General features: G+C 69.8%; 18 protein-coding genes and 1 pseudogene. 11 read left to right on the top strand and 8 right to left on the bottom strand.

The genetic code is table 11. The features are described 5' to 3' along the window. The first annotated feature begins 83 nt into the window (after window positions 1–83). The 6 genes and pseudogenes from KI385_RS18965 to KI385_RS18990 all read left to right on the top strand — a co-directional run. Window positions 84–722, top strand: a complete 639-nt coding sequence (locus KI385_RS18965) for a hypothetical protein (protein ID WP_238573351.1) — start codon at window positions 84–86, stop codon at window positions 720–722. A 269-nt stretch (window positions 723–991) separates the two neighbouring features. After that, window positions 992–1,282, top strand: a complete 291-nt coding sequence (locus KI385_RS18970) for a WXG100 family type VII secretion target (protein ID WP_238573352.1) — start codon at window positions 992–994, stop codon at window positions 1,280–1,282. A 66-nt stretch (window positions 1,283–1,348) separates the two neighbouring features. Beyond that, window positions 1,349–2,611 (top strand): WXG100 family type VII secretion target, encoded by a 1,263-nt coding sequence (locus tag KI385_RS18975; protein ID WP_238573353.1) that lies wholly within the window; start codon window positions 1,349–1,351, stop codon window positions 2,609–2,611. Window positions 2,612–2,630: 19 nt separating this feature from the next. Next, window positions 2,631–3,764 (top strand): hypothetical protein, encoded by a 1,134-nt coding sequence (locus KI385_RS18980; protein ID WP_238573354.1) that lies wholly within the window; start codon window positions 2,631–2,633, stop codon window positions 3,762–3,764. 15 nt (window positions 3,765–3,779) lie between these two features. Next, on the top strand, window positions 3,780–4,412 hold the full coding sequence (locus tag KI385_RS18985) for a hypothetical protein (protein ID WP_238573355.1): 633 nt from the start codon (window positions 3,780–3,782) through the stop codon (window positions 4,410–4,412). 44 nt (window positions 4,413–4,456) lie between these two features. Further along, window positions 4,457–4,543: pseudogene (locus tag KI385_RS18990) on the top strand (TetR/AcrR family transcriptional regulator); the annotation flags it as partial. Window positions 4,544–4,549: 6 nt separating this feature from the next. Here KI385_RS18990 and KI385_RS18995 read toward each other — a convergent pair. Then, complete coding sequence (locus tag KI385_RS18995) at window positions 4,550–4,912, bottom strand: VOC family protein (RefSeq protein WP_238573356.1); 363 nt, start codon at window positions 4,910–4,912, stop codon at window positions 4,550–4,552. 31 nt (window positions 4,913–4,943) lie between these two features. After that, window positions 4,944–5,765, bottom strand: coding sequence for a trans-aconitate 2-methyltransferase (locus KI385_RS19000; protein ID WP_238573357.1), 822 nt, complete (start codon window positions 5,763–5,765; stop codon window positions 4,944–4,946). 165 nt (window positions 5,766–5,930) lie between these two features. Between KI385_RS19000 and KI385_RS19005 the strand changes: the two genes are divergently transcribed. The 3 genes from KI385_RS19005 to KI385_RS19015 all read left to right on the top strand — a co-directional run bounded on the left by KI385_RS19005 (window position 5,931) and on the right by KI385_RS19015 (window position 9,547). Next, window positions 5,931–6,428, top strand: coding sequence for a MarR family winged helix-turn-helix transcriptional regulator (locus KI385_RS19005; RefSeq protein WP_128508742.1), 498 nt, complete (start codon window positions 5,931–5,933; stop codon window positions 6,426–6,428). Window positions 6,429–6,702: 274 nt separating this feature from the next. Then, window positions 6,703–7,497 carry an SDR family NAD(P)-dependent oxidoreductase gene (locus KI385_RS19010; protein WP_128508743.1) on the top strand — a complete coding sequence of 265 codons (795 nt, stop codon included), beginning with the start codon at window positions 6,703–6,705 and terminating at the stop codon, window positions 7,495–7,497. A 52-nt stretch (window positions 7,498–7,549) separates the two neighbouring features. After that, window positions 7,550–9,547 (top strand): beta-galactosidase, encoded by a 1,998-nt coding sequence (locus KI385_RS19015; protein WP_238573358.1) that lies wholly within the window; start codon window positions 7,550–7,552, stop codon window positions 9,545–9,547. A 23-nt stretch (window positions 9,548–9,570) separates the two neighbouring features. Here the strand turns inward: KI385_RS19015 and KI385_RS19020 are convergent, their stop codons facing one another. The 4 genes from KI385_RS19020 to galT all read right to left on the bottom strand — a co-directional run bounded on the left by KI385_RS19020 (window position 9,571) and on the right by galT (window position 13,973). Next, a complete protein-coding gene (locus KI385_RS19020; protein ID WP_128508745.1) occupies window positions 9,571–10,341 on the bottom strand; it encodes a response regulator transcription factor in 771 nt (256 codons plus the stop codon). A gap of 269 nt (window positions 10,342–10,610) precedes the next feature. After that, window positions 10,611–11,828 (bottom strand): galactokinase, encoded by a 1,218-nt coding sequence (gene galK, locus KI385_RS19025; protein ID WP_238573359.1) that lies wholly within the window; start codon window positions 11,826–11,828, stop codon window positions 10,611–10,613. Between the two features lie 97 nt (window positions 11,829–11,925). Then, complete coding sequence (gene galE, locus KI385_RS19030) at window positions 11,926–12,891, bottom strand: UDP-glucose 4-epimerase GalE (RefSeq protein WP_238577751.1); 966 nt, start codon at window positions 12,889–12,891, stop codon at window positions 11,926–11,928. Window positions 12,892–12,899: 8 nt separating this feature from the next. Next, a complete protein-coding gene (galT, locus tag KI385_RS19035; RefSeq protein WP_128508747.1) occupies window positions 12,900–13,973 on the bottom strand; it encodes a galactose-1-phosphate uridylyltransferase in 1,074 nt (357 codons plus the stop codon). Window positions 13,974–14,186: 213 nt separating this feature from the next. Here galT and KI385_RS19040 point away from each other — a divergent pair, with 213 nt between their 5' ends. Next, complete coding sequence (locus KI385_RS19040) at window positions 14,187–15,860, top strand: sodium:solute symporter family protein (RefSeq protein ID WP_238573360.1); 1,674 nt, start codon at window positions 14,187–14,189, stop codon at window positions 15,858–15,860. 30 nt (window positions 15,861–15,890) lie between these two features. Beyond that, the gene (locus KI385_RS19045) at window positions 15,891–16,199 is read left to right on the top strand and encodes a hypothetical protein (protein ID WP_238573361.1); all 309 of its coding nucleotides are present in this window, start codon (window positions 15,891–15,893) and stop codon (window positions 16,197–16,199) included. A gap of 12 nt (window positions 16,200–16,211) precedes the next feature. On the opposite strand, the gene KI385_RS19050 is transcribed toward KI385_RS19045, so the two are convergent. Then, window positions 16,212–16,931: a response regulator transcription factor gene (locus tag KI385_RS19050; RefSeq protein WP_238573362.1), complete on the bottom strand. Its 720-nt coding sequence runs from the start codon at window positions 16,929–16,931 to the stop codon at window positions 16,212–16,214. A 201-nt stretch (window positions 16,932–17,132) separates the two neighbouring features. Continuing rightward, a complete protein-coding gene (locus tag KI385_RS19055) occupies window positions 17,133–18,932 on the bottom strand; it encodes an ABC-F family ATP-binding cassette domain-containing protein (protein WP_238573363.1) in 1,800 nt (599 codons plus the stop codon). Window positions 18,933–19,012 lie beyond the last annotated feature (80 nt).

The raw sequence follows: 19,012 nt of genomic DNA on the forward strand, positions 1-19,012 counted from the left end.
AGAAGCCACGAGACGGTCATCCGGGTACGCGAGGGTGAGAACTTTGCGGAACGAGGCGTGCCGGAACAGGAGCAATAAGCCGAATGACCGAGATAAATTTCTGCCTTTCGCGGGAAGAGTTTGCGCAGCAATTCACCGCGCTGCCCGGGCATGAGGCATGGGGGGCTCTTCAGACGGGAAACGGGAGGTTCGCCGCCGAATCACCACTGGCCCGGGTTCATCGCCACGGCGGAAGTGACGACCACGAGCCGACCTTCGCCCTCACGACTGCGGCGGAGCCCGCCCACACCCTGTGCACCGTCGTCCCCCAGGCCGGCGCCGCCGACCCGCAGACCGTGTATGCGGTGCATGACGGATCCGGTCGCTTCATCGGCCGGATCATCCACGAGCGTTCCCCACTGGGAATTCGCCAGGCGTGGCGCATCGAGGACGCGGGCAAGCAGTGCAGCGCGGTCGCCTATAAAGGGAATATCCGCGGCTGGATCGCATATTGGGCGATCTCACCGTTCTGGGCCATTATGGCGCTGATTCACCTCCTCAACGGTGACCTGCATCCGAGCGGTTCGCTGTGGAGCAAGCCCCACCGCGCCCGCTGGCGCATGCGGGCCGGCGGCGGACCGAGGAAGGCCGCCCTCGACTTCAACACCGGTCGATACCGCGCGGACACCGGGCTGCTGGATGTGCGCCTCGTCCATGCGCAGGCCGCGCTGTACGGCGAGTAGCGCCGGAGCCGGGCGCTGCTCTCCTTTTCATGGAGCGCCGCTACGCAGACATCATGTGGAAGTTCGATGCATTTGGCGACATTTCCGGCATGCCTCACGCCGACTTTCCCATTTCTTTAATATATCTTTGCCGTACTCCCCTCGCTTCACATTGCCCCTCCTTTACCTCGGCGCTTTCGCCCCAACGGATGATCACGATACGGTGAACGGATGCGCCGATCCGGGATCGTCGCGCTCAAGAAATAGCCGAGCGATGGGGGAATCGCGCCATGGCGACAGACTTCAAAATCGATGTCGAGCGCATCCAGGCGATGCTCAAGAAGCTCGCGGATGCGGACGACCGCATGCGGGACGCGCAGCAGCGACTCAACAAGGTGGGCCCGAAGACTCTGGGCACCGACGGTCTCGACGATGCATGTGACGAGTTCCAGGATCAGTGGGGCGACGGCATCAAGCGCATCTCGGGTGCCGCGAAGGAGATTCACGAGAAGCTCAAGCTGACGCTGGACGCCTATAAGGCAGGCGAAGAAGAAAACGCCAAGATGATGGGCAAGAAGTAACCACCGGCGCAGTCTGATCCAGCTCAGCACAATACCGCAGAAAAGATTGACCACAGGGGGAGAAACATGTCCTGGCGCAGCATGTTCATCGATGACGACTCGGCCTGGCCCGGCGTCAAATTCAATCCGGCCAAGGGAGATCTGGACCAGATCCAGGCACTCGCTTCGGATGTGAAGTCCGTGGGCGACGAGCTGGATGAACTCGACCATATGCTCAAGTCGATCGGTAAGAGCGACGGCGCATGGGAAGGCGAGGCGGCGCAGAACTTCGCGAAGAAACTCGGCGAACTGCCCAAGTACCTCCACCAGGGCAGCGAATCCATGCACGACTGCGCAAAGGCCTTACGGGGCTGGCACACCCACCTGCAGGGATTCCAGGACAAGGCCGGAAAGGTCGAGGCGGAGGCCGCGGCAGCCCGCAAGGATGTGACGGCCAACCGCGAACACTACGACCAGCTGGAAAAGCGGTACAACTCGCTCAACCTGGCGACCGTGGATGCGGAGGACCCCGGGTTCAAGCAGCTCATGGCTGATTTGGACACGGCTACACACAAGGTCAACAACTCCCAGGACAAGCTGGACGATCTCGTCCGCGAAGCCGAGCGCATCTACGCCCAGTGGAAAGACCGCGCCGGCGAGGCCGAGCGCGCGATTCTCAAGGCCTCGGAGAACCACCCGCCGGACATCCACTGGTGGAACAAGGCCATCGACGGACTGAAGGCCGGCTTCCGGGCATTCACGGACTGGCTGGTGGAGAACGCGGATCTCCTGTCGACCATCTCTTCCGGCCTGGCGGCTGCCGCTCTCGCGTGCCAGATCATCCCCGGTGTCGGCACGGCGGTGGGCACCGTGCTCGGCGGAGCTTCAGCGGTCTTCGCGGCGGGTGCCATGGCAGGCCACTGGATCGGCAACGCACGGGGCAACGGCACACCGGGGTGGAAGATCGGGCTCGATGCGCTCGGGATCGTCCCGGGCGTCGGCGGAGCGATCAAGGCGGCGAAGGGCGGCTGGGGCGCGGCCGCCGCGGCCGGAGCCAAGTTCGGCGGAAAGCTGGCCGGGGCGGGCAAGGCGCTCGGGGCAGGGAACGTCATCAAGAACACCCCCTCGGGCATGGCTGAGGCACTCTCCGACGGTCTGGGCCAGAAGGGGATCAACTGGGTCTCCAGCAAACTCCTCAAGACGGAACTCCCGGGCGCCCCCACACAGTTGATCATCAAGACGGGCTCCACCCTCAACGGCGCCTATCACCAACTCACCGAGGGCGGCGACACAAAGACCCAGGCGCCCGGCCCGTCCGGTGCGAAGTTCCATCAGACGCTGGCCGCCTGAGGGCTGAAGGGAGCGAAGAATGTCGTATCCATCCGCCCCCGCCGAAGAGGCGGTCACCGCCGCGCCTCCGGCGCCTCGGCGGACCCGGCTGAACATTGGCTGGGTCATGCCGCCGTTCGTACGGGAACTGCCCGTGGACGCACCTGACTACGAGACCGGTGCGGAGCAGTTGTACACGCTGGTCACCGATCTGATGGCGGGCCGGTCGGACGAAGAGCGGTTTCGCTTCGCGCTGGCGCTCGGGTCCCAAATGGACCTGATGCTGGAAGCCAACGTCATCTACGCCGGCCTCTGCCTCCTCGAAGTGGAGGGCCGTCCGAGCGGCTCCACCATCATCGTCAGCCAGATCGAGCACGAGAGCGACGACGACGAGGAACTCCTGCGCACCACGCAGCAGACGCTGGAGCGGACCCACCCCGACGACGCGTACCAGCGCGTGGAACTGCCGTGCGGACCCGCTCTCAGCCGCATCGGCGCGTCGGGCTTCATCATCTCCGCGCAATGGTCGCCCACGGGTCAGGAGGTGGCGGTCCAACAGTCACAGATCCAGGTGTACATACCGTTGCCCGGCACGGGCGAGATGCTGATCTTCGCGCTCGACTCCCCGTCCAGCGAGGACTGGGAGCTGCACTCCGAACTCTTCGCCGAGATCCTGAAGACCATCGACTGGGGTACCGATCAGGAGGTCGAGGACTACCGGGCCATGCGGCAGAGCGCCCCGACCACGGTCGAGCCGGCGGACGGAGTGAAGCAGGAGCTGTACTGGCACTCCAGCCGGCTGATGGACGCCGTCGCGCTGCACGGCAGCATGGGCGGCGGAGAGATCACCTCCCTCACGTGTGCCCCATGCTGGGCCAAGGGCCTGCGGTCCGCGTGCTCGGCACGGCACGGCTGGTACATCGGCAATGTGACGAGCGACGATCTCATGCGCGCACTGCCGCGGGTGGTCGAGTCCTTCGCCTCGCAAGGATGGCGGACGGACGGGGAAAGCACCGGGGAAAGAGTCCGCCTTTGGGCCGGGGACGAGGCGCCCGAGCGGTCGGTGGGGCATGCGTTCACCGCCTCCGTGGATACCGGAGCCGGCACGTTCACCGCTGAGGTGACCGCGCCGTGTATCCGCGCCTCCGCCACGACTGATTCCCTGTTCGGCTGAGAGGAGCTGAGAGCATTGCGAACCGATCTGGAGCAGAAGGTCGCCGCGGTACTGCCCGCGGGCGAGGTTTACCTGGGCGGGTTCACCACGGCGCGCTCGCCGTTGTCCAGCGGTACGGACGGCTGCGACGTGCCGGACAGGCGGCGGCCCGTGGTGCTGGCCGACGGCCGGTCCAGCTCGGGAGATTCCCTGGGAAAGCTCGGGGAATTCTTCTTCCGGGCCGCGACCTCCGATGTTCCGTCGCCCGGTCGGGCGGATACGACGCTCGATCCGGCCAAGAGGGCGAAGAGCCAGAAGAAGAAAAAGCCGTTCTTCGGCGGCTGGGACAGCATGGCCGGCCAGTGGCTGGCAGCCGCTCAGCCGCGGGCCAAGGTGGGCGTCATCATCGCGGTCGCGTTCACCGAAAGGAATTTCCAGTTCGTGTACGCCCAGTACAACCGCTGGAACGGGAAACTGGACGAGGCGATCGAACTGGGTGCGTCCTTCCGCCGGGACATCCTTTCCTGGACCCGGCTGAAAGACGGCAGCTTCAACGAGGTCCAATTCGGTTTCTCCGACGGCTCGTGGGGGACGTTGCTGGGCCCCGACGCGGAGGAACGCGCGCGATTCTTCCCGCACATGCTCGGCGAGGGTGACGCCATCCCGTAGCCGGCTCTGCCGTCCACGGGCCGCGGGCCTGCTGCTCAGGGGACGAGGTCGCCGCGCATCTGGTGAATTCTGGCCTGGACGGCCTGGACGGCCTGGAGCCGAAGCCGCGGCTGATCGGGCAACGCAAGACCTCAGCGTCAGATCTGCGCCTCCAGGAATTCCAGCCGGTTGCCCGCCGGGTCGAGCGAGTAGAACCGCCGGTGCCCCGGCAGGTTGTCGTCCCAGGTGACGGGGGCTCCGGCGGCGGTCAGGCGGGCGGCGAGAGCGTCGATGCCGTGGACGCGGATGCCGGGGTGGGCCTTGGCCGACGGGCGGTGGTCCGGGTCGATGCCCAGGTGGAGCTGAGCCGTGCCGGCCTCGAACCAGCAGCCTCCGCGGGCCGCGAGCGCCGGGGGCTTGGGGATCTCCGTCATGCCGAGGAGGTCCCGGTAGTAGACCCGGAGGGCGTCTTCGGTGCCGGGGGGTGCGGCGAGCTGGATGTGGTCGAGGCCGGTGATCACGGCGTCACCTCGGGGTGTGGGGCGGGTGGGGTCAGATGGCCGGCTTCTGGGCGACGGCGAAGATGCGGCGGAACGGGAAGACCGTGCCGTGGCGGCTGGTGGGGTAGGCCTTGCGGAGCAGATCCCGGTATTCGGCGAGGAAGGCCTCGCGGGCGGCGGGATCGTTTTCCAGGGCCGTCAGGACGGGGCGCAGGGCGGTGCCCTTGACCCAGTCGAGGACCGGGTCGTCGCCCTCCAGGAGCTGGACGTAGGTGGTTTCCCATACGTCGGCGGCGCAGCCGAGGTCGGTGAGGCGTTCCAGGTAGTCGGCGGGTTCGAGGATGTGGACGAAGCGGCGGCCGTGGGTGGTCAGGCGCTCGCGCCACTGGGGGGCGTCGCACAGTTCGCCGAGGAGGGCGTGGCTGGGTGAGGTGAAGTTGCCGGGGACCTGGAAGGCGAGGGTGCCGCCGGGGGTGAGGGCGTCGATCCAGCGGGGGAAGGATTCGGGGTGGTTGGGGACCCATTGCAGCGCCGCGTTGGAGACGATCAGGTCGTAGGACTCGTCGGGCGCCCAGTCGGCGGCGTCGGCGGGGGCGAAGTCGAGATGGCCGCCGCCCGGGGCGGGGCCGGCGTGGGTCTCGGCTTCCTTGAGCATCTCGGGGGAGTTGTCGTAGCCGGTGATGTGCGCGTCGGGCCAGCGGGCGGTGAGGTGGGCGGTGACGTTGCCGGGACCGCAGCCGAGGTCGGCGATGCGGGCGGGGCGGCCCTGCAAGGGGGGTTCCGGTATCCGGGCGAGCAGGTCGTGGAAGGGACGGGTACGGTGCCCGGAGTGGCGGAGATATTGCTGCGGATCCCAGGTTGGTGCGTCGTGCATGTTCGAAACCCCTTTGCTGGTGCAGGGCTGACACAAGGCCGGCACGGTCTGATTCGGGCCGTCTCGGCTGGAAACCGAGCCCCCGCCGACGATGCCCCATAGTCCAGCGAAATATATCTCGACGTCAAGAGACTTCATGTCGACAGACCCTCTACACTGATCGTCATGGAGGACGAGGTCGACCGACTGGTCGCAGCATGGCGGCGCGAGCGCCCGGACCTCGACGTGGAACCACTTGAGGTCCTCAGCCGCGTCTCCAGGCTGGCCAGGCACCTCGACCGGGCCCGCCGCATCGCTTTTGCCGAGGTGGGCCTGGAGCCCTGGGAGTTCGACGTACTCACCGCGCTGCGCCGCGCCGGGGCGCCGTACCAACTCTCCCCCGGGGCACTGCTGACCCAGACCCTGGTCACCTCCGGCACGATGACCAACCGCATCGACCGGCTCGCGAAGAAGGACCTCGTCGAGCGGCTGCCCGACCCCAGTGACCGGCGTGGAGTGCTGGTCAGACTGACCGCCGAGGGCCGTGACAAGGCCGATCAGTCGCTGGCCGGACTGCTGATACAGGAACGCGCCATTCTCGCCGAGCTCTCCCGCCAGCAGCGCGGCGAACTGGCCGGATTGCTGCGGCGGTTGACCGCTCCGTTCGACAACACCCCCGGGTAGACGTCCGGCGCCGTTCCCGGCCGGATGCGCGGCACATTTCCGGGGTGGGTGGGGGGCGCACACTCCCGGGCGAGCGCCGCGGGCGCTGTCGACCGAGGTGGCGGACCAGCCCGCGCACACCTCCGGGCAAGGCCCCGCAACGGCGTGCGACGGGGTGGTGCACGCCCTTTTTGAGGGCGCGCGAACACTCTTCGTGCGCCCCTTATTTCGGCACGCGCCCCTCCTGTACCACGTCCCCTTGCCCGCCGCTCCTCTCGTGGGCTTGGATCGCGCCATGAGCCAGCAGCGCGTACCGCATCCGGCGAACGGCCCGTACGGCAGGCGGTTCGAGGGCCGTACGGTCGTGGTGACCGGGGCCGCCGGCGGGATCGGGGCGGCCACCGCCGACCGACTGGCCGCCGAGGGCGCCGGCGTATTGCTCCTGGACATCGACGACGCGCGCGGCGAACACACCGCGCGGCGCATCCGGGCGGCCGGCGGCCGGGCCTCGTACGAGCACTGCGATGTGGCCGGCGAGGACGACTGGCGGCGGGCCATCGAGGCGGCGCGGCAGCGCTACGGGCCGGTGGACGGGCTGGTCAGCAACGCCTATCTGCCGTATGTGGCGGCCGCCGACCGCACCCCGCTCGCGGACTGGGACCGGCAGCTGGCGGTCAATCTGACCGGCGCGTTCCTCGGCGTGCGCACCGCCCTGGACGATCTGCGGGCGCGCTGCGGCGCGGTGGTGCTGACCTCGTCGGTGCATGCGCTGATCGGGCTGCCGGGGCGGCCCGCATACGCCGCGTCCAAGGCCGGACTGACCGCTCTGGGGCGCCAACTGGCCGTGGAGTACGGGCCCGAGGTGCGGGTCAACAGCGTGCTGCCGGGCCCCGTCCTGACGGCGGCCTGGGAGGACATTGGCGAGGAGGAACGGCAGGCCAGCGCCGCGGAGACGGCGGCCCGGCGGCTGGGACGGCCCGAGGAGATCGCCGCCGCCATCGCCTTTCTGCTCTCCCCCGAGGCGTCCTTCGTCACCGGTGCGAGCCTCGTCGTGGACGGCGGCTGGAGCGTGTACAAGAACTCTTCGTGAACCGGGCGGCGGGGCGGCGCGCCCCGTCCTGAGCTTCGATGCAGGGGGTCCGATGGGCATCCAATTCGGCGGCGACTACAACCCCGAGCAGTGGCCCGAGGAGGTGTGGGCCGAGGATCTGAAGCTGATGAAGGCGGCCCATGTCACCATGGTCACCGCCGGGATCTTCTCCTGGGCGAAGGTCGAACCCCGGCCCGGGGAATGGGACTTCGGCTGGTTCGACCGGGTCATGGACGGTCTGGCGGGCGCCGGTATCGCCGTCTGCCTGGCGACCATGACCGCCTCCCCACCACCCTGGCTCTCCCGCGCCCACCCCGAGATCCTGCCCGAGGGCCCCGACGGGCAGCGCCGCTGGCCCGGCGGCCGGCAGCACTACTGCCCCTCCAGCCCCGTCTACCGCGCACACGCCGTACGCCTCGTCGAGCAGCTCGCCACCCGCTACGCCGGCCACCCGGCGCTCGCCATGTGGCATGTGGGCAACGAGTACGGCTGCCATACCCGCCAGTGCTTCTGCGAGGTGTCGGCCGACGACTTCCGTCGCTGGCTGCGTGCGCGCTACGAGAGCGTCGACGCGCTCAACGCCGCCTGGTCGACGGCCTTCTGGTCGCAGGCGTACGGCGACTTCGACGAGGTGCTGCCGCCCCGCGCCGCGCCCACCTTCCCCAACCCCGCCCAGCAGCTGGACTATCTGCGCTTCGGTGACGAGGCGCTGCGCGCCTGCTATCTCGCCGAGAAAGCGGTCCTTACGCGGCTGACCCCCGAGGTGCCCATCACCACCAATCTGATGCCGCAGCACAAGCCGGTCGACGCCTTCGCCTGGTCGGCGCACATGGACGCGATGGCGCTGGACTTCTACCAGGACCCGTACGCGTCCGACGACCACATCCGGGCCGGCTATGTCTTCGACCTGATGCGTTCGGCGCGCTCCGGGCAGCCCTGGATGCTGCTGGAACAGGCGCCGAGCGCGGTCAACTGGCGGCCCCGCAACGGCCCCAAGCCGCCCGGCGCGATGCGGCTGTGGAGCTGGCAGGCCGTCGCCCAGGGCGCGGACGCGGTGCTGTACTTCCAGTGGCGGCAGTCGCTGGGCGGCGCGGAGAAGTTCCACTCGGCGATGCTGCCGCACGGCGGGACCGACACCCGTATCTTCCGCGAAGTGGCGGACCTGGGGCGGGAGCTGGCGTCGCTGCCGGGCATCGAGGGGGCGCGGTCACGGGCCGAGGTGGCGCTGCTGGCGGACTGGCACAGCTGGTGGGCGCTGGAGCTGGACTCCAAGCCGTCGACCGCGCTGGACCACTCGCGGATCGCGCTGGACCACTACCGGCCGCTGTTCGAGGCGGGGGTGGCCTGCGACGTGGTGCCGCCGCAGCGCGAGTTGTCCGGCTACCGGCTGGTGGTCGTGCCCAATCTGTATCTGCTCACCGCGTCCGACGCCGAGCGGCTGGCCGCCTATGTGCGCACCGGCGGGCAGCTGCTGGTGTCCTTCTTCTCCGGGATCGTCGACGCGCACGACCGGGTGCATCCGGGCGGCTATCCGGCGCCGCTGCGGGAGCTGCTGGGGCTGCGGGTGGAGGAGTTCTGGCCGCTGGACGCGGGCCGGTCGGTTTCGGTCGGCGACGGAGCGTATACGGGGCGGGCGGACCTGTGGTCGGAGGCCATCGACCTCGAAGGAGCCGAGGCGCTGGCCCACTTCACGACCGGAGAGCTCGCCGGGCGGCCCGCGGTGACCCGGCACAACTACGGGCAGGGCACCGCCTGGTACGCCGGCACCCGGCTCGACGCGGCGCTGATGCGGGCCCTGCTGGACGACATCCGCGCGGCCGCCGGCGTGACGCCCGTACTGCCGGGGCTGCCGGCGGGCGTCCAGGCCACCGTCCGCGAGGGCGCCGACGAGCGGTATGTCTTCCTGCTCAACCACGGGGCCGAGGCCGTCGAGGTCGATCTGCCGGCGCCGATGCGGGACGCCCTCGCAGCGCAGGACGCGGCCGGAGCCACAGGCCGGGTCGCGCTGGCGGCCCGGGGGGTGGCCGTACTGACGGATCCCGTCGCGTAAGGCCACACGCCCGTGCGGCGGTCTCAGGGCACCGGCACCGAGGCCGCCGCGGCCGCCGCCTCCAGTTCGACCGGCCCCACCCCGGCCCGGCGGGCCAGCGCCACCGCCGCGAGGGTGGAGTGCACCCCGAGCTTGCCGAGCACGTTCTGCATATGGGTGCGGACGGTGTGCGGGGAGAGGAACAGCCGCTCGGCGACCGCCTTGCGGCCCAGGCCCGCCACCATGCAGCGCAGCACCTCGCGCTCGCGCGGTGTCAGCGATTCCACCAGCCGCTCGCTCTCCGAACGGTGCTTGCGGGCGGCCGTCAGCTCGCGCAGCACACCCGTCAGCAGGGCGGGCGGCAGATGCGTCTCGTCGCGCAGTACGCCGCGGATCACGGCGAGCAGCCGGGACAGCGAGCAGTCCTTGGCGACCCAGCCGGAGGCGCCGGCCTGCAGGGCCGCTGCCGCGCGGCGGGCGTCGTCGCGGTCGGCGAGAACGACGGTGCGCAGATACGGGTGGCTGGTGCGCAGGCCGGAGACCAGCGCGATGCCGTCGCGCGGGCAGCCGCGCGGTGCGGCCTCGCGTACCGCGGCCTGCGCGGGCACCGCGAGCAGCGGCGCGGCGAGGTCGGCGTCGGCGAGCAGCACGTCGAAGCGGCGGCCGTCGGTGGCCGCCCGGTCCAGATTGCGCAGGGCCGCCGGGGCACTGCCCGCGGCCGCCACGTCCACGTCCTGTTCCGCGGCGAGCGCGGCTGCCAGGGATTCGGCGAAGATGCGGTGGTCGTCGACCACCAGAACCCGGATGCGTTGCACAGAGACCCCCTGTCTCGGTGAACGGACCATAGCGGGCACGACGCGCGGATTGAAGATCGCCTCAGCCGCACGGCCGCCGCCGTGCCGACATGACTACCCCACCCCGGGCGCCGTACCCGAACGGTCTCGCCCCCTGATCACACCGGCCCCCACCGGTGCTGGATCTCAGAGTACGGACAGGGTGCGGCAAGGGAAGGTGATTGCCGAAACTGCTCCCCCACCCGGGCCATTTGGCGCTTTCCCGGTGGCCGCACGCCGTCGGTCGCGCCCTACCGCAGGCGGTGCGCTCCCGCGCTCGGGACGGCTTCGAAGATCCTCGGCGCGGCATGTCCGGCCGCCGCGAACGCCTCGGTGACCGCCGTGCTGACGGCCGTCGCGTCCGCGGCCTCGACCAGCACGATCGCCGAGCCGCCGAAGCCGCCGCCGGTCATCCGGGCCCCGAGGGCGCCGGCCGCGTGGGCGGTGTCGACGGCGAGATCGAGCTCGCGGCAGGAGATCTTGAAGTCGTCGCGGAGCGAGGCGTGGCCGGCGGTCAGCAGCGGGCCGATGGCGCGGGTGCGGCCGGCGTCGAGGTGGTCGATGACCTCTTCGACGCGGTGGTTCTCGGTGACGATGTGCCGGACGAGGGCCTGTACGACCGGCTCGTCGGCCAAGGTGGCCAGCGCCTCGGGAAGATGTGCGTAGGGCACATCACGCAGGGCCCGTACGCCGAGCGCCCGCGCGCCACGCTCACAGCCGGCGCGCCGCTCGGCGTATGCGCCGTCCCCCAGCTCGTGCTTCACCCGGGTGTCCACGACCAGGAGCCGCAGCCCCTCCTGCGCCAGATCGAACGGCACCTGGCGCCGGGTGAGGTCGCGGGTGTCCAGGAACAGGGCGTGGCCCTCGGTGCAGCAGGCCGCTGCGGTCTGGTCCATGATTCCGCAGGGCACGCCGACGAACGCGTTCTCGGCCCGCTGGGCGAGCTGCGCCAGTCGCTGCGGGGCCAGGTCCAGCCCGTAGAGGTCGTTGAGCGCGAGCGCGGTGGCGACCTCCAGGGCGGCGGAGGAGGAGAGTCCGGCGCCGGTGGGCACTGTGCTGTCGTAGTGCAGATCCGCGCCGCCCACGGGCAGGCCGGCCTCCCGCATCGCCCAGACGATGCCCGCCGGGTAGGCGGCCCAGCCGCCGCTCCGCTGCGCTCCGCCCCGGCTCTGTTCCAGCACCTCGGAGGCCGAGCCCGGCGCCGGCCGCAGAGCGTCGATGCGCAGCTCGACGATGCCGCCGTCGGCGCCGCCGGAGTGCAGTCGCAGCACCCCGTCGGTGCGGGCCGAGGCGGCGGCCAGGGTGGTGTGCGGGAGGGCCAGTGGCATCACGAAGCCGTCGTTGTAATCGGTGTGTTCACCGATCAGGTTGACCCGGCCGGGCGCCGCCCAGGTGCCCTGGGGCTCCGTCCCGTATACGTCGCGGAAGGCGGCTGCGGTGCGGCTGGGACCGTGCTCCGTGGCTGTCACGTGGAATCCTTCGTCCTGTGTGTCGTGGTGCGGGCCGCGAATTCCGGCCCGTCCGGCGTGTGAGGACGAGCCCGGAGGGCGATCGGGCCCGCGGGATCTACGCGGTCCGGCTCTCCTGGGCGAAAGCCCATGCGTCGGCGACGATTCCGGCGAGGTCGGCGCGGCTGGGCCGCCAGCCGAGGCGGTCGACGGCGGTCTGTGCGGAGGCCACCAGGACGGCGGGGTCGCCGCCGCGGCGCGCGGCGGTGATCTCGGGGATGGGGTGCCCGGTGACCTTGCGGACGGTCTCGATGACCTCACGGACGGAGAAGCCGTTGCCGTTGCCGAGGTTGCAGATCAGGTGCTCGCCGGACGTCGCCGCTTCGAGGGCGAGGAGGTGGGCCTCGGCGAGGTCGGCGACGTGGATGTAGTCGCGGACGCAGGTGCCGTCGGGGGTGGGGTAGTCGTCGCCGAAGACGGAGATCGCCTCGCGCTTGCCCTGGGCGACCTGGAGGACGAGCGGGATGAGGTGCGACTCGGGGTCGTGGCGCTCGCCGCAGCTGCCGTAGGCGCCGGCGACGTTGAAGTAGCGCAGCGAGACGGCGGCCAGGCCGTGGGCGGCTGCCTCGCCGCTGATCATGTGGTCGACGGCGAGCTTGCTGGCGCCGTAGGGCGAGGTGGGGGCGGTCGGGTCGGTCTCGGTGATCGGGGTGTTCACCGGCTCGCCGTACGTCGCCGCGGTGGAGGAGAAGACGAGCTTGCGCACGCCCGCCGCGCGCATGGCACCCAGCAGCGCCATGGTGCCGCCGACGTTGTTGTCCCAGTACTTCTCGGGCTTCACGACGGACTCGCCGACCTGCGAGAAGGCGGCGAAGTGCAGCACCGCGTCGTAGGAGGCATCCAGCCACTTGGCCGCGTCGCGGATGTCGCCCTCGATGAACTCGGCGCCCGCGGGGACGCCGGCCCGGAAGCCGGTGGAGAGGTTGTCGAGGACGGTCACCGCGTGACCGGCCTCCAGCAGGTGCTGGGCCACCACGCTTCCGACGTATCCGGCTCCACCCGTCACCAGGTACTTGGAAGACACAGGCTTGCTCATGACTCGCTCGCTACCTCTCGCAGTCGCTCGGCCGCGGCCTCCGGCGGCACATCGTTGATGAACACGTTCATGCCGGATTCGGAACCCGCGAGGAACTTCAGCTTGCCGGAAGTCCGGCGAATGGTGAAAAGCTCGAGGTGGAGTGCGAATTCGGCACGGTGCTCGGCGCGCAGCGGCGCCTGGTGCCAGGCGGCGATGTACGGCGTGCGGGCGGCGCCGGCCGCGCGCTCTCCCCGGCCGTTGCCCTCGTCGAAGATCCGGTCGAAGCGTCGCAAGACTTCCAGGTAGATCTGTGGGAATTCTGTGCGCGCGGCGTCGTCGAGGGCGAGCAGGTCGGGGACCCGGCGCTTGGGGTAGAGGTGCACCTCGTAGGGCCAGTGGGCGGCGTAGGGGACGAAGACCACCCAGTGCTCGCCTTCGAGGACGATGCGGCGGCCGTCGGCCAGCTCGTCGGCGACCACGTCGTCGAAGAGGTTGCCGCCGGTGGCCTCGCGGTGGGCGGCGAGCGAGCGCAGCATCCGCTCGGTGCGCGGGGTGGTGAAGGGGTAGGCGTAGATCTGGCCGTGCGGGTGGCCGAGGGTGACGCCGATCTCCTCGCCGCGGTTCTCGAAGCAGAAGACCTGTTCCACGCCCGGGAGTTGGGAGAGTTCCGCGGTGCGGTCGGTCCAGGCTTCCAGGACCAGGGCGGCCTGCTCCGCGGTGAGGTCGGCGAAGGAGGCGTCGTGGTCGGAGGTGAAGCAGACGACCTCGCAGCGGCCGCTGTCGCCGGCGAGGGAGGGGAAGCGGTTCTCGAAGACGGCGACGTCGTAGTCGGGGGCGGGGATCTCGGAGAGCCGGCCCCCGAGGGAGGGGCACAGCGGGCATTCGTCGGCCGGCGGGTGGTAGGTGCGGGCCTGGCGGTGCGAGGCGATGGCGACATCGTCGCCGAGGAGGCGATCGTGGCGGATCTCGGAGGCGGTGGCGACGGGGTCGAGGGGGCGGTGGTCGACGGCGTCGCGTACGACATCGTCACGCGAGTCGTAATAGATCAGCTCCCGGCCGTCCGCGAGCCGCGTCGTCGTCTTCTTCACGGGAGCTCCTCCCCCTCCGACCAAACACAAACAAACACAATGAAGCACAACTAAACAGTTGCGTCAACGCCAGCCCCTCCACCGGGCATTCACTGACATATCGGCCGCGTCCATCACGATCCAACAACTCAACCGAACAAAAGTGTTCAGTTTCTGACCGGCCGCGCGTAGCTTTCTGTGCGTTCCGATCGCGCAACGAAGCGAGTTCCCACCATGATCACCCTGGCCGAGGGGCTACGGCTCCCTACCAACGGGCTCGACTACACGATCCTGGCCATCTACTTCGTCGTCGTCCTCGGCATCGGATTCGCGGCCAAACGCAGCGTGAAGACGAGCCTGGACTTCTTCCTCTCCGGGCGGTCACTGCCCGCCTGGGTCACCGGACTGGCGTTCGTCGCCGCCAACCTCGGCGCCACCGAGATCCTCGGAATGGCCGCCAACGGCGCGCAGTACGGGGCCTACACCGTCCACTGGTACTGGATCGGCGCCATCCCGGCCATGGTCTTCCTCGGCCTGGTGATGATGCCGTTCTACTACGGCTCCAAGGTCCGCTCGGTGCCCGAGTTCCTGCTGCACCGCTTCGGGCCCTCCTCGCACCTGCTGTCCTCGGTGATCTTCGCCGTCTCCTCCGTGCTGATCGCGGGCGTGAACCTGTACGCCATGGCGATCGTGCTCCAGGCGCTGCTCGGCTGGCCGCAGTGGGTCGCGATCGTCGTCGCCGGCTTCTTCGTGCTGGCGTACATCACCATCGGCGGTCTGTCCTCGGCGATCTACAACGAGGTGCTCCAGTTCTTCGTCATCCTGGCCGCGCTCATCCCGCTGACCATCGTCGGCCTCAAGCGCGTCGGCGGCTGGGACGGTCTGACCCACTCGCTGAACTCCTCGCACGGCGATGCGTTCCTGACCGCCTGGAAGGGCACCGGCATCGGTGAGGGCAACCCGCTCGGCGCGAACTGGCTGACCATCGTCCTCGGCCTCGGCTTCGTGATGAGCTTCGGCTACTGGACCACCAACTTCGCCGAGGTGCAGCGCGCACTGTCCGCGAAGAACCTCTCGGCCGCCAAGCGCACCCCGCTGATCGCCGCCTTCCCCAAGATCTTCATACCCATGGTGGTCGTCGTACCGGGCCTGATCGCGCTGGTCATGGAGCCGACGCTGGGCAAGGCGGGCGCGGACGGACTCCAGTACAACGACGCGATCCCGGTGCTGATGCGGGACCTGCTGCCCAACGGCGTGCTCGGCATCGCGGTGACCGGTCTGCTGGCCGCGTTCATGGCCGGTATGGCCGCGAACGTGTCGTCCTTCAACACGGTCTTCACCAACGACATCTGGGCCGCGTACCTCAAGAAGGGCCGCGAGGACGCGTACTACCTCAAGACCGGACGGGTGGTCACCGCGGTCGGCGTGCTGATCGGCATGGGTACGGCCTTCATCGCCTCGTCGTTCAGCAACATCATGAACTACCTGCAGACGCTGTTCTCCTTCTTCAACGTCCCGCTGTTCGTGGTGTTCATCATCGGCATGTTCTGGAAGCGGACCAGCGCCGCGGCCGGCTTCTGGGGGCTGCTCTCCGGCACCGTGGCCGCGATGGTCAACTACTTCTGGTTCTACAAGCAGGGCATCATCTCGATCCCCTCCGACCAGGGCGCCAACTTCGTCTCGTCCATCGTCGCCTTCGTCGTCGGTGCGCTCGTGATGTTCGTGGTCACCATAGTCACCAAGCCCAAGTCGACCGAGTCGCTGGCCGGCCTGGTCTACGGCACACGGTCCCCCGGCATGGAGGAGCTGCCGGCCGAGGGCGACGACGCCTGGTACCGCAGGCCCGCGCTGCTGGGCTGGGGCGCGATCGTCCTCGCCGCCGTCTGCTACATCCCCTTCTCCTTCTGAACCTGCCTGAACCAGCGGAGTTGACGCACCATGAGTGACTACCAGCACGAGGTCGAGGAGCTGGAGCGCGAGTCCGCGACCGCCGCGCGCCTCTTCGACGTCCGGCGCATCATCGGCGGCCTGTTCGTCGTCTACGGCGTGATCGTCACCATCGCCGGTCTGATGGCCGACGAAGCGGACCTCAAGAAGGCCCAGGACATCAACATCAACCTGTGGACAGGCCTGGGCATGCTCGCCCTCGGACTGTTCTTCCTCATCTGGCTGAAGCTGCGGCCGGCCGTGCCGCCGACGGCCGCGGAGCTCCAGGGCGAGAGCGAGGAGCGGCCCGCCGAGGGCTGAGCGGGACGGGTGTCACCGCGGCGGGGCCGGATCGTCCGGTCCCGCCGTCGTCATGCGCGCGGCGCGGCCGCCCACCGCCCGGTCCAGCAGCCCGGTCCGCGCCGCCAGTGCGGCGGCCTCCAGCCGGGAGCCCACCTCCAGCTTCATCAGCACCCGCTGGACGTGCGTACGCGCGGTGCTCGGCGCGATGTCCATACCCGCCGCGATCAGCCGGGTGTCCTCGCCGTCCGCGACCCGTATCAGCACCTCGACCTCGCGCGGGGTGAGCAGCTCCAGCAGCCGCGCACCCTCGTCGTCGGGCTGCGCCGCGGGGTGCAACAGCTCCTCGAAGGCCTGCTGGAGCAGCTGCGGGGAGACCGCCGACTCGCCCGCCCGCGCCTTCATCATGGCGCGCTCCACGCCCTCGATCCGCTCGTCGTTACGGACGTACCCGGAGGCCCCGGCCGCGAAGGCGGCGGCGATACCGCGCGGGCTGGGTACCGGGCCCAGCACGACCACCGCGACCTGCGGCCGCTCCTTCTTGATCCGTACGATCGGGTCGAAGGCGCCAGGCTCGGCGGGCGCCGCGGTGCCCAGCAGGCACACCTCGGGCGCCCGGCTCACCACCAGATCCGCGGCACCGGCGCTCGGCGCGGCGGCAGCCAGCACACGGTGCCCCCGCAGCTTCAGCGCCGAGGCGAGCGCCTCCGCGAGCAGACGATGATCGTCGACCACCATGAGCCGCACGCCCATCGAGCAACCCCCTCCACCCCGGCGGGCCCCCGCGGCCCCCCGGCCGGGCCGCTTGTCCCCGGGAAGCTACACGCTCGGATCGCCGAGCGCGCCCCCTACCGGGGAGAAGACCCCCGGAATGCTGGAATCCCGGCCAATCCGGGGCCGATTGCCGCCGTCAACGGGCGCGCGGGGAGGGCACCCGGTGCCGCCCGGCGTGCCTTACGCGTCCTCCGCCAGCTCCAGCCAGCGCATCTCCAGCTCGTCCCGCTCGGCGCTCAGCTCGCGCAGCTGGGCGTCGAGTCCGGCGACCTTCTCGAAGTCGGTGGCGTGCTCGGCGATCTGCGCATGGAGCTTGCTCTCCTTCTCGCCGATCTTGTCCAACTGCCGCTCGATCTTCTGGAGTTCCTTCTGCGCGGCGCGGTTGACGGCCGCCGCCTTCTTGGGCGCCGCGGTCTGCTGCGCGGGGACGGGCGTGGCGGCCTCGACGACCTGCCGGCGGCGCTCCAGGTACTCGTCGATACCGCGCGGCAGCATCCGCAGCGCGGCGTCGCCGAGGAGCGCGAAGACCCGGTCGGTGGTGCGCTCGATGAAGTACCGGTCGTGGCTGATGACGATCAGCGAGCCGGGCCAGCCGTCGAGCAGGTCCTCCAGCTGGGTGAGGGTCTGGATGTCGAGGTCGTTGGTGGGCTCGTCGAGGAAGAGGACGTTCGGCTCGTCCATGAGGAGGCGCAGGATCTGGAGGCGGCGGCGCTCACCGCCCGACAGGTCGCCGACCGGCGTCCACTGCTTCTCCTTGGTGAAGCCGAACTTCTCGCACAGCTGCCCGGCGGTCATCTCCCGGCCCTTGCCGAGGTCGACCCGATCGCGCACCTTCTGGACGGCTTCCAGCACCCGCCACGACGGGTCGAGCTCGGCGACCTCCTGCGAGAGATACGCCAGCTTGACGGTCTTGCCGACGACGATCTTGCCGGCCGCGGGCTGCGCCTCGCCCTGCGTACGGGCCGCCTCGGACAGCGCCCGCAGCAGCGAGGTCTTGCCGGCGCCGTTCACGCCGACCAGGCCGATCCGGTCGCCGGGGCCCAGCTGCCAGGTCAGATGCTTCAGCAGCTGCTTCGGGCCGGCCTGGACGGTGACGTTCTCCAGCTCGAAGACGGTCCTGCCGAGGCGGGAGTTGGCGAACTTCATCAGCTCTGTGGTGTCCCGCGGCGGCGGCACATCGGCGATCAGCTCGTTGGCGGCCTCGATACGGAACCGCGGCTTGCTCGTACGGGCCGGGGCGCCGCGCCGCAGCCACGCCAGCTCCTTGCGCATCAGGTTCTGCCGCTTGGTCTCTTCGGTCGCCGCGATCCGCTCACGCTCGGCGCGCGCGAAGACGTAGTCGCTGTAGCCGCCCTCGTAGTCATGGATCGCGCCGCGCTGGACGTCCCACATCCGCGTACAGACCTGGTCCAGGAACCACCGGTCGTGGGTGACGACCACCAGCGCGCTGCGGCGCGCCCGCAGATGCCCGGCGAGCCACGAAATGCCTTCCACGTCAAGGTGGTTGGTGGGCTCGTCCAGGACGATCAGGTCCTGCTCGGCGATCAGCAGCTTGGCCAGCGCGATGCGCCGCCGCTCGCCACCGGACAGCGGCCCGATGACGGTGTCCAGGCCCTTGTCGAACCCCGGCATGTGCAGATCGCCGAACAGCCCGGTGAGCACATCGCGGATCTTGGCGTTGCCCGCCCACTCGTGGTCGGCCATGTCCCCGATGACCTCGTGCCGGATGGTCGCGGCCGGGTCGAGGGAGTCGTGCTGGGTGAGCACGCCCAGTCGCAGGCCGCCGCTGTGCGTGACCCGGCCGCTGTCCGCGCCCTCCAGCTTGGCGAGGATCCGGATCAGGGTGGTCTTGCCGTCCCCGTTGCGCCCGACGACGCCGATCCGGTCCCCCTCGTTGACGCCGAGGGAGACACCGTCGAGCAGGGCACGGGTTCCGTACACCTTGCCGACGGCTTCCAGATTGACGAGGTTGACGGCCATCTCACTCCTGCGGTTCACATCGATCGACGTTCCCAGCCTAGTCGGCGTGCGGAAGAGCTCCGGCCGGAGCCGAGTATCGG

The organism is Streptomyces inhibens (genome assembly GCF_022221585.1).
In the GTDB taxonomy this organism is placed as follows: domain Bacteria; phylum Actinomycetota; class Actinomycetes; order Streptomycetales; family Streptomycetaceae; genus Streptomyces; species Streptomyces inhibens.

Excerpts from the sequence above, each read along its gene's own strand:
- KI385_RS19050 (WP_238573362.1), bottom strand. The coding sequence starts at position 16,931 with ATGGGCGTGCGGCTCATGGTGGTCGACGATCATCGTCTGCTCGCGGAG.
- KI385_RS19005 (WP_128508742.1), top strand. The coding sequence starts at position 5,931 with ATGGAGGACGAGGTCGACCGACTGGTCGCAGCATGGCGGCGCGAGCGC.
- KI385_RS18965 (WP_238573351.1), top strand. The coding sequence starts at position 84 with ATGACCGAGATAAATTTCTGCCTTTCGCGGGAAGAGTTTGCGCAGCAA.
- KI385_RS18980 (WP_238573354.1), top strand. The coding sequence starts at position 2,631 with ATGTCGTATCCATCCGCCCCCGCCGAAGAGGCGGTCACCGCCGCGCCT.
- KI385_RS19000 (WP_238573357.1), bottom strand. The coding sequence starts at position 5,765 with ATGCACGACGCACCAACCTGGGATCCGCAGCAATATCTCCGCCACTCC.
- KI385_RS19045 (WP_238573361.1), top strand. The coding sequence starts at position 15,891 with ATGAGTGACTACCAGCACGAGGTCGAGGAGCTGGAGCGCGAGTCCGCG.
- KI385_RS19055 (WP_238573363.1), bottom strand. The coding sequence starts at position 18,932 with ATGGCCGTCAACCTCGTCAATCTGGAAGCCGTCGGCAAGGTGTACGGA.
- KI385_RS18970 (WP_238573352.1), top strand. The coding sequence starts at position 992 with ATGGCGACAGACTTCAAAATCGATGTCGAGCGCATCCAGGCGATGCTC.
- KI385_RS19015 (WP_238573358.1), top strand. The coding sequence starts at position 7,550 with ATGGGCATCCAATTCGGCGGCGACTACAACCCCGAGCAGTGGCCCGAG.
- KI385_RS19040 (WP_238573360.1), top strand. The coding sequence starts at position 14,187 with ATGATCACCCTGGCCGAGGGGCTACGGCTCCCTACCAACGGGCTCGAC.
- KI385_RS18975 (WP_238573353.1), top strand. The coding sequence starts at position 1,349 with ATGTCCTGGCGCAGCATGTTCATCGATGACGACTCGGCCTGGCCCGGC.
- KI385_RS19010 (WP_128508743.1), top strand. The coding sequence starts at position 6,703 with ATGAGCCAGCAGCGCGTACCGCATCCGGCGAACGGCCCGTACGGCAGG.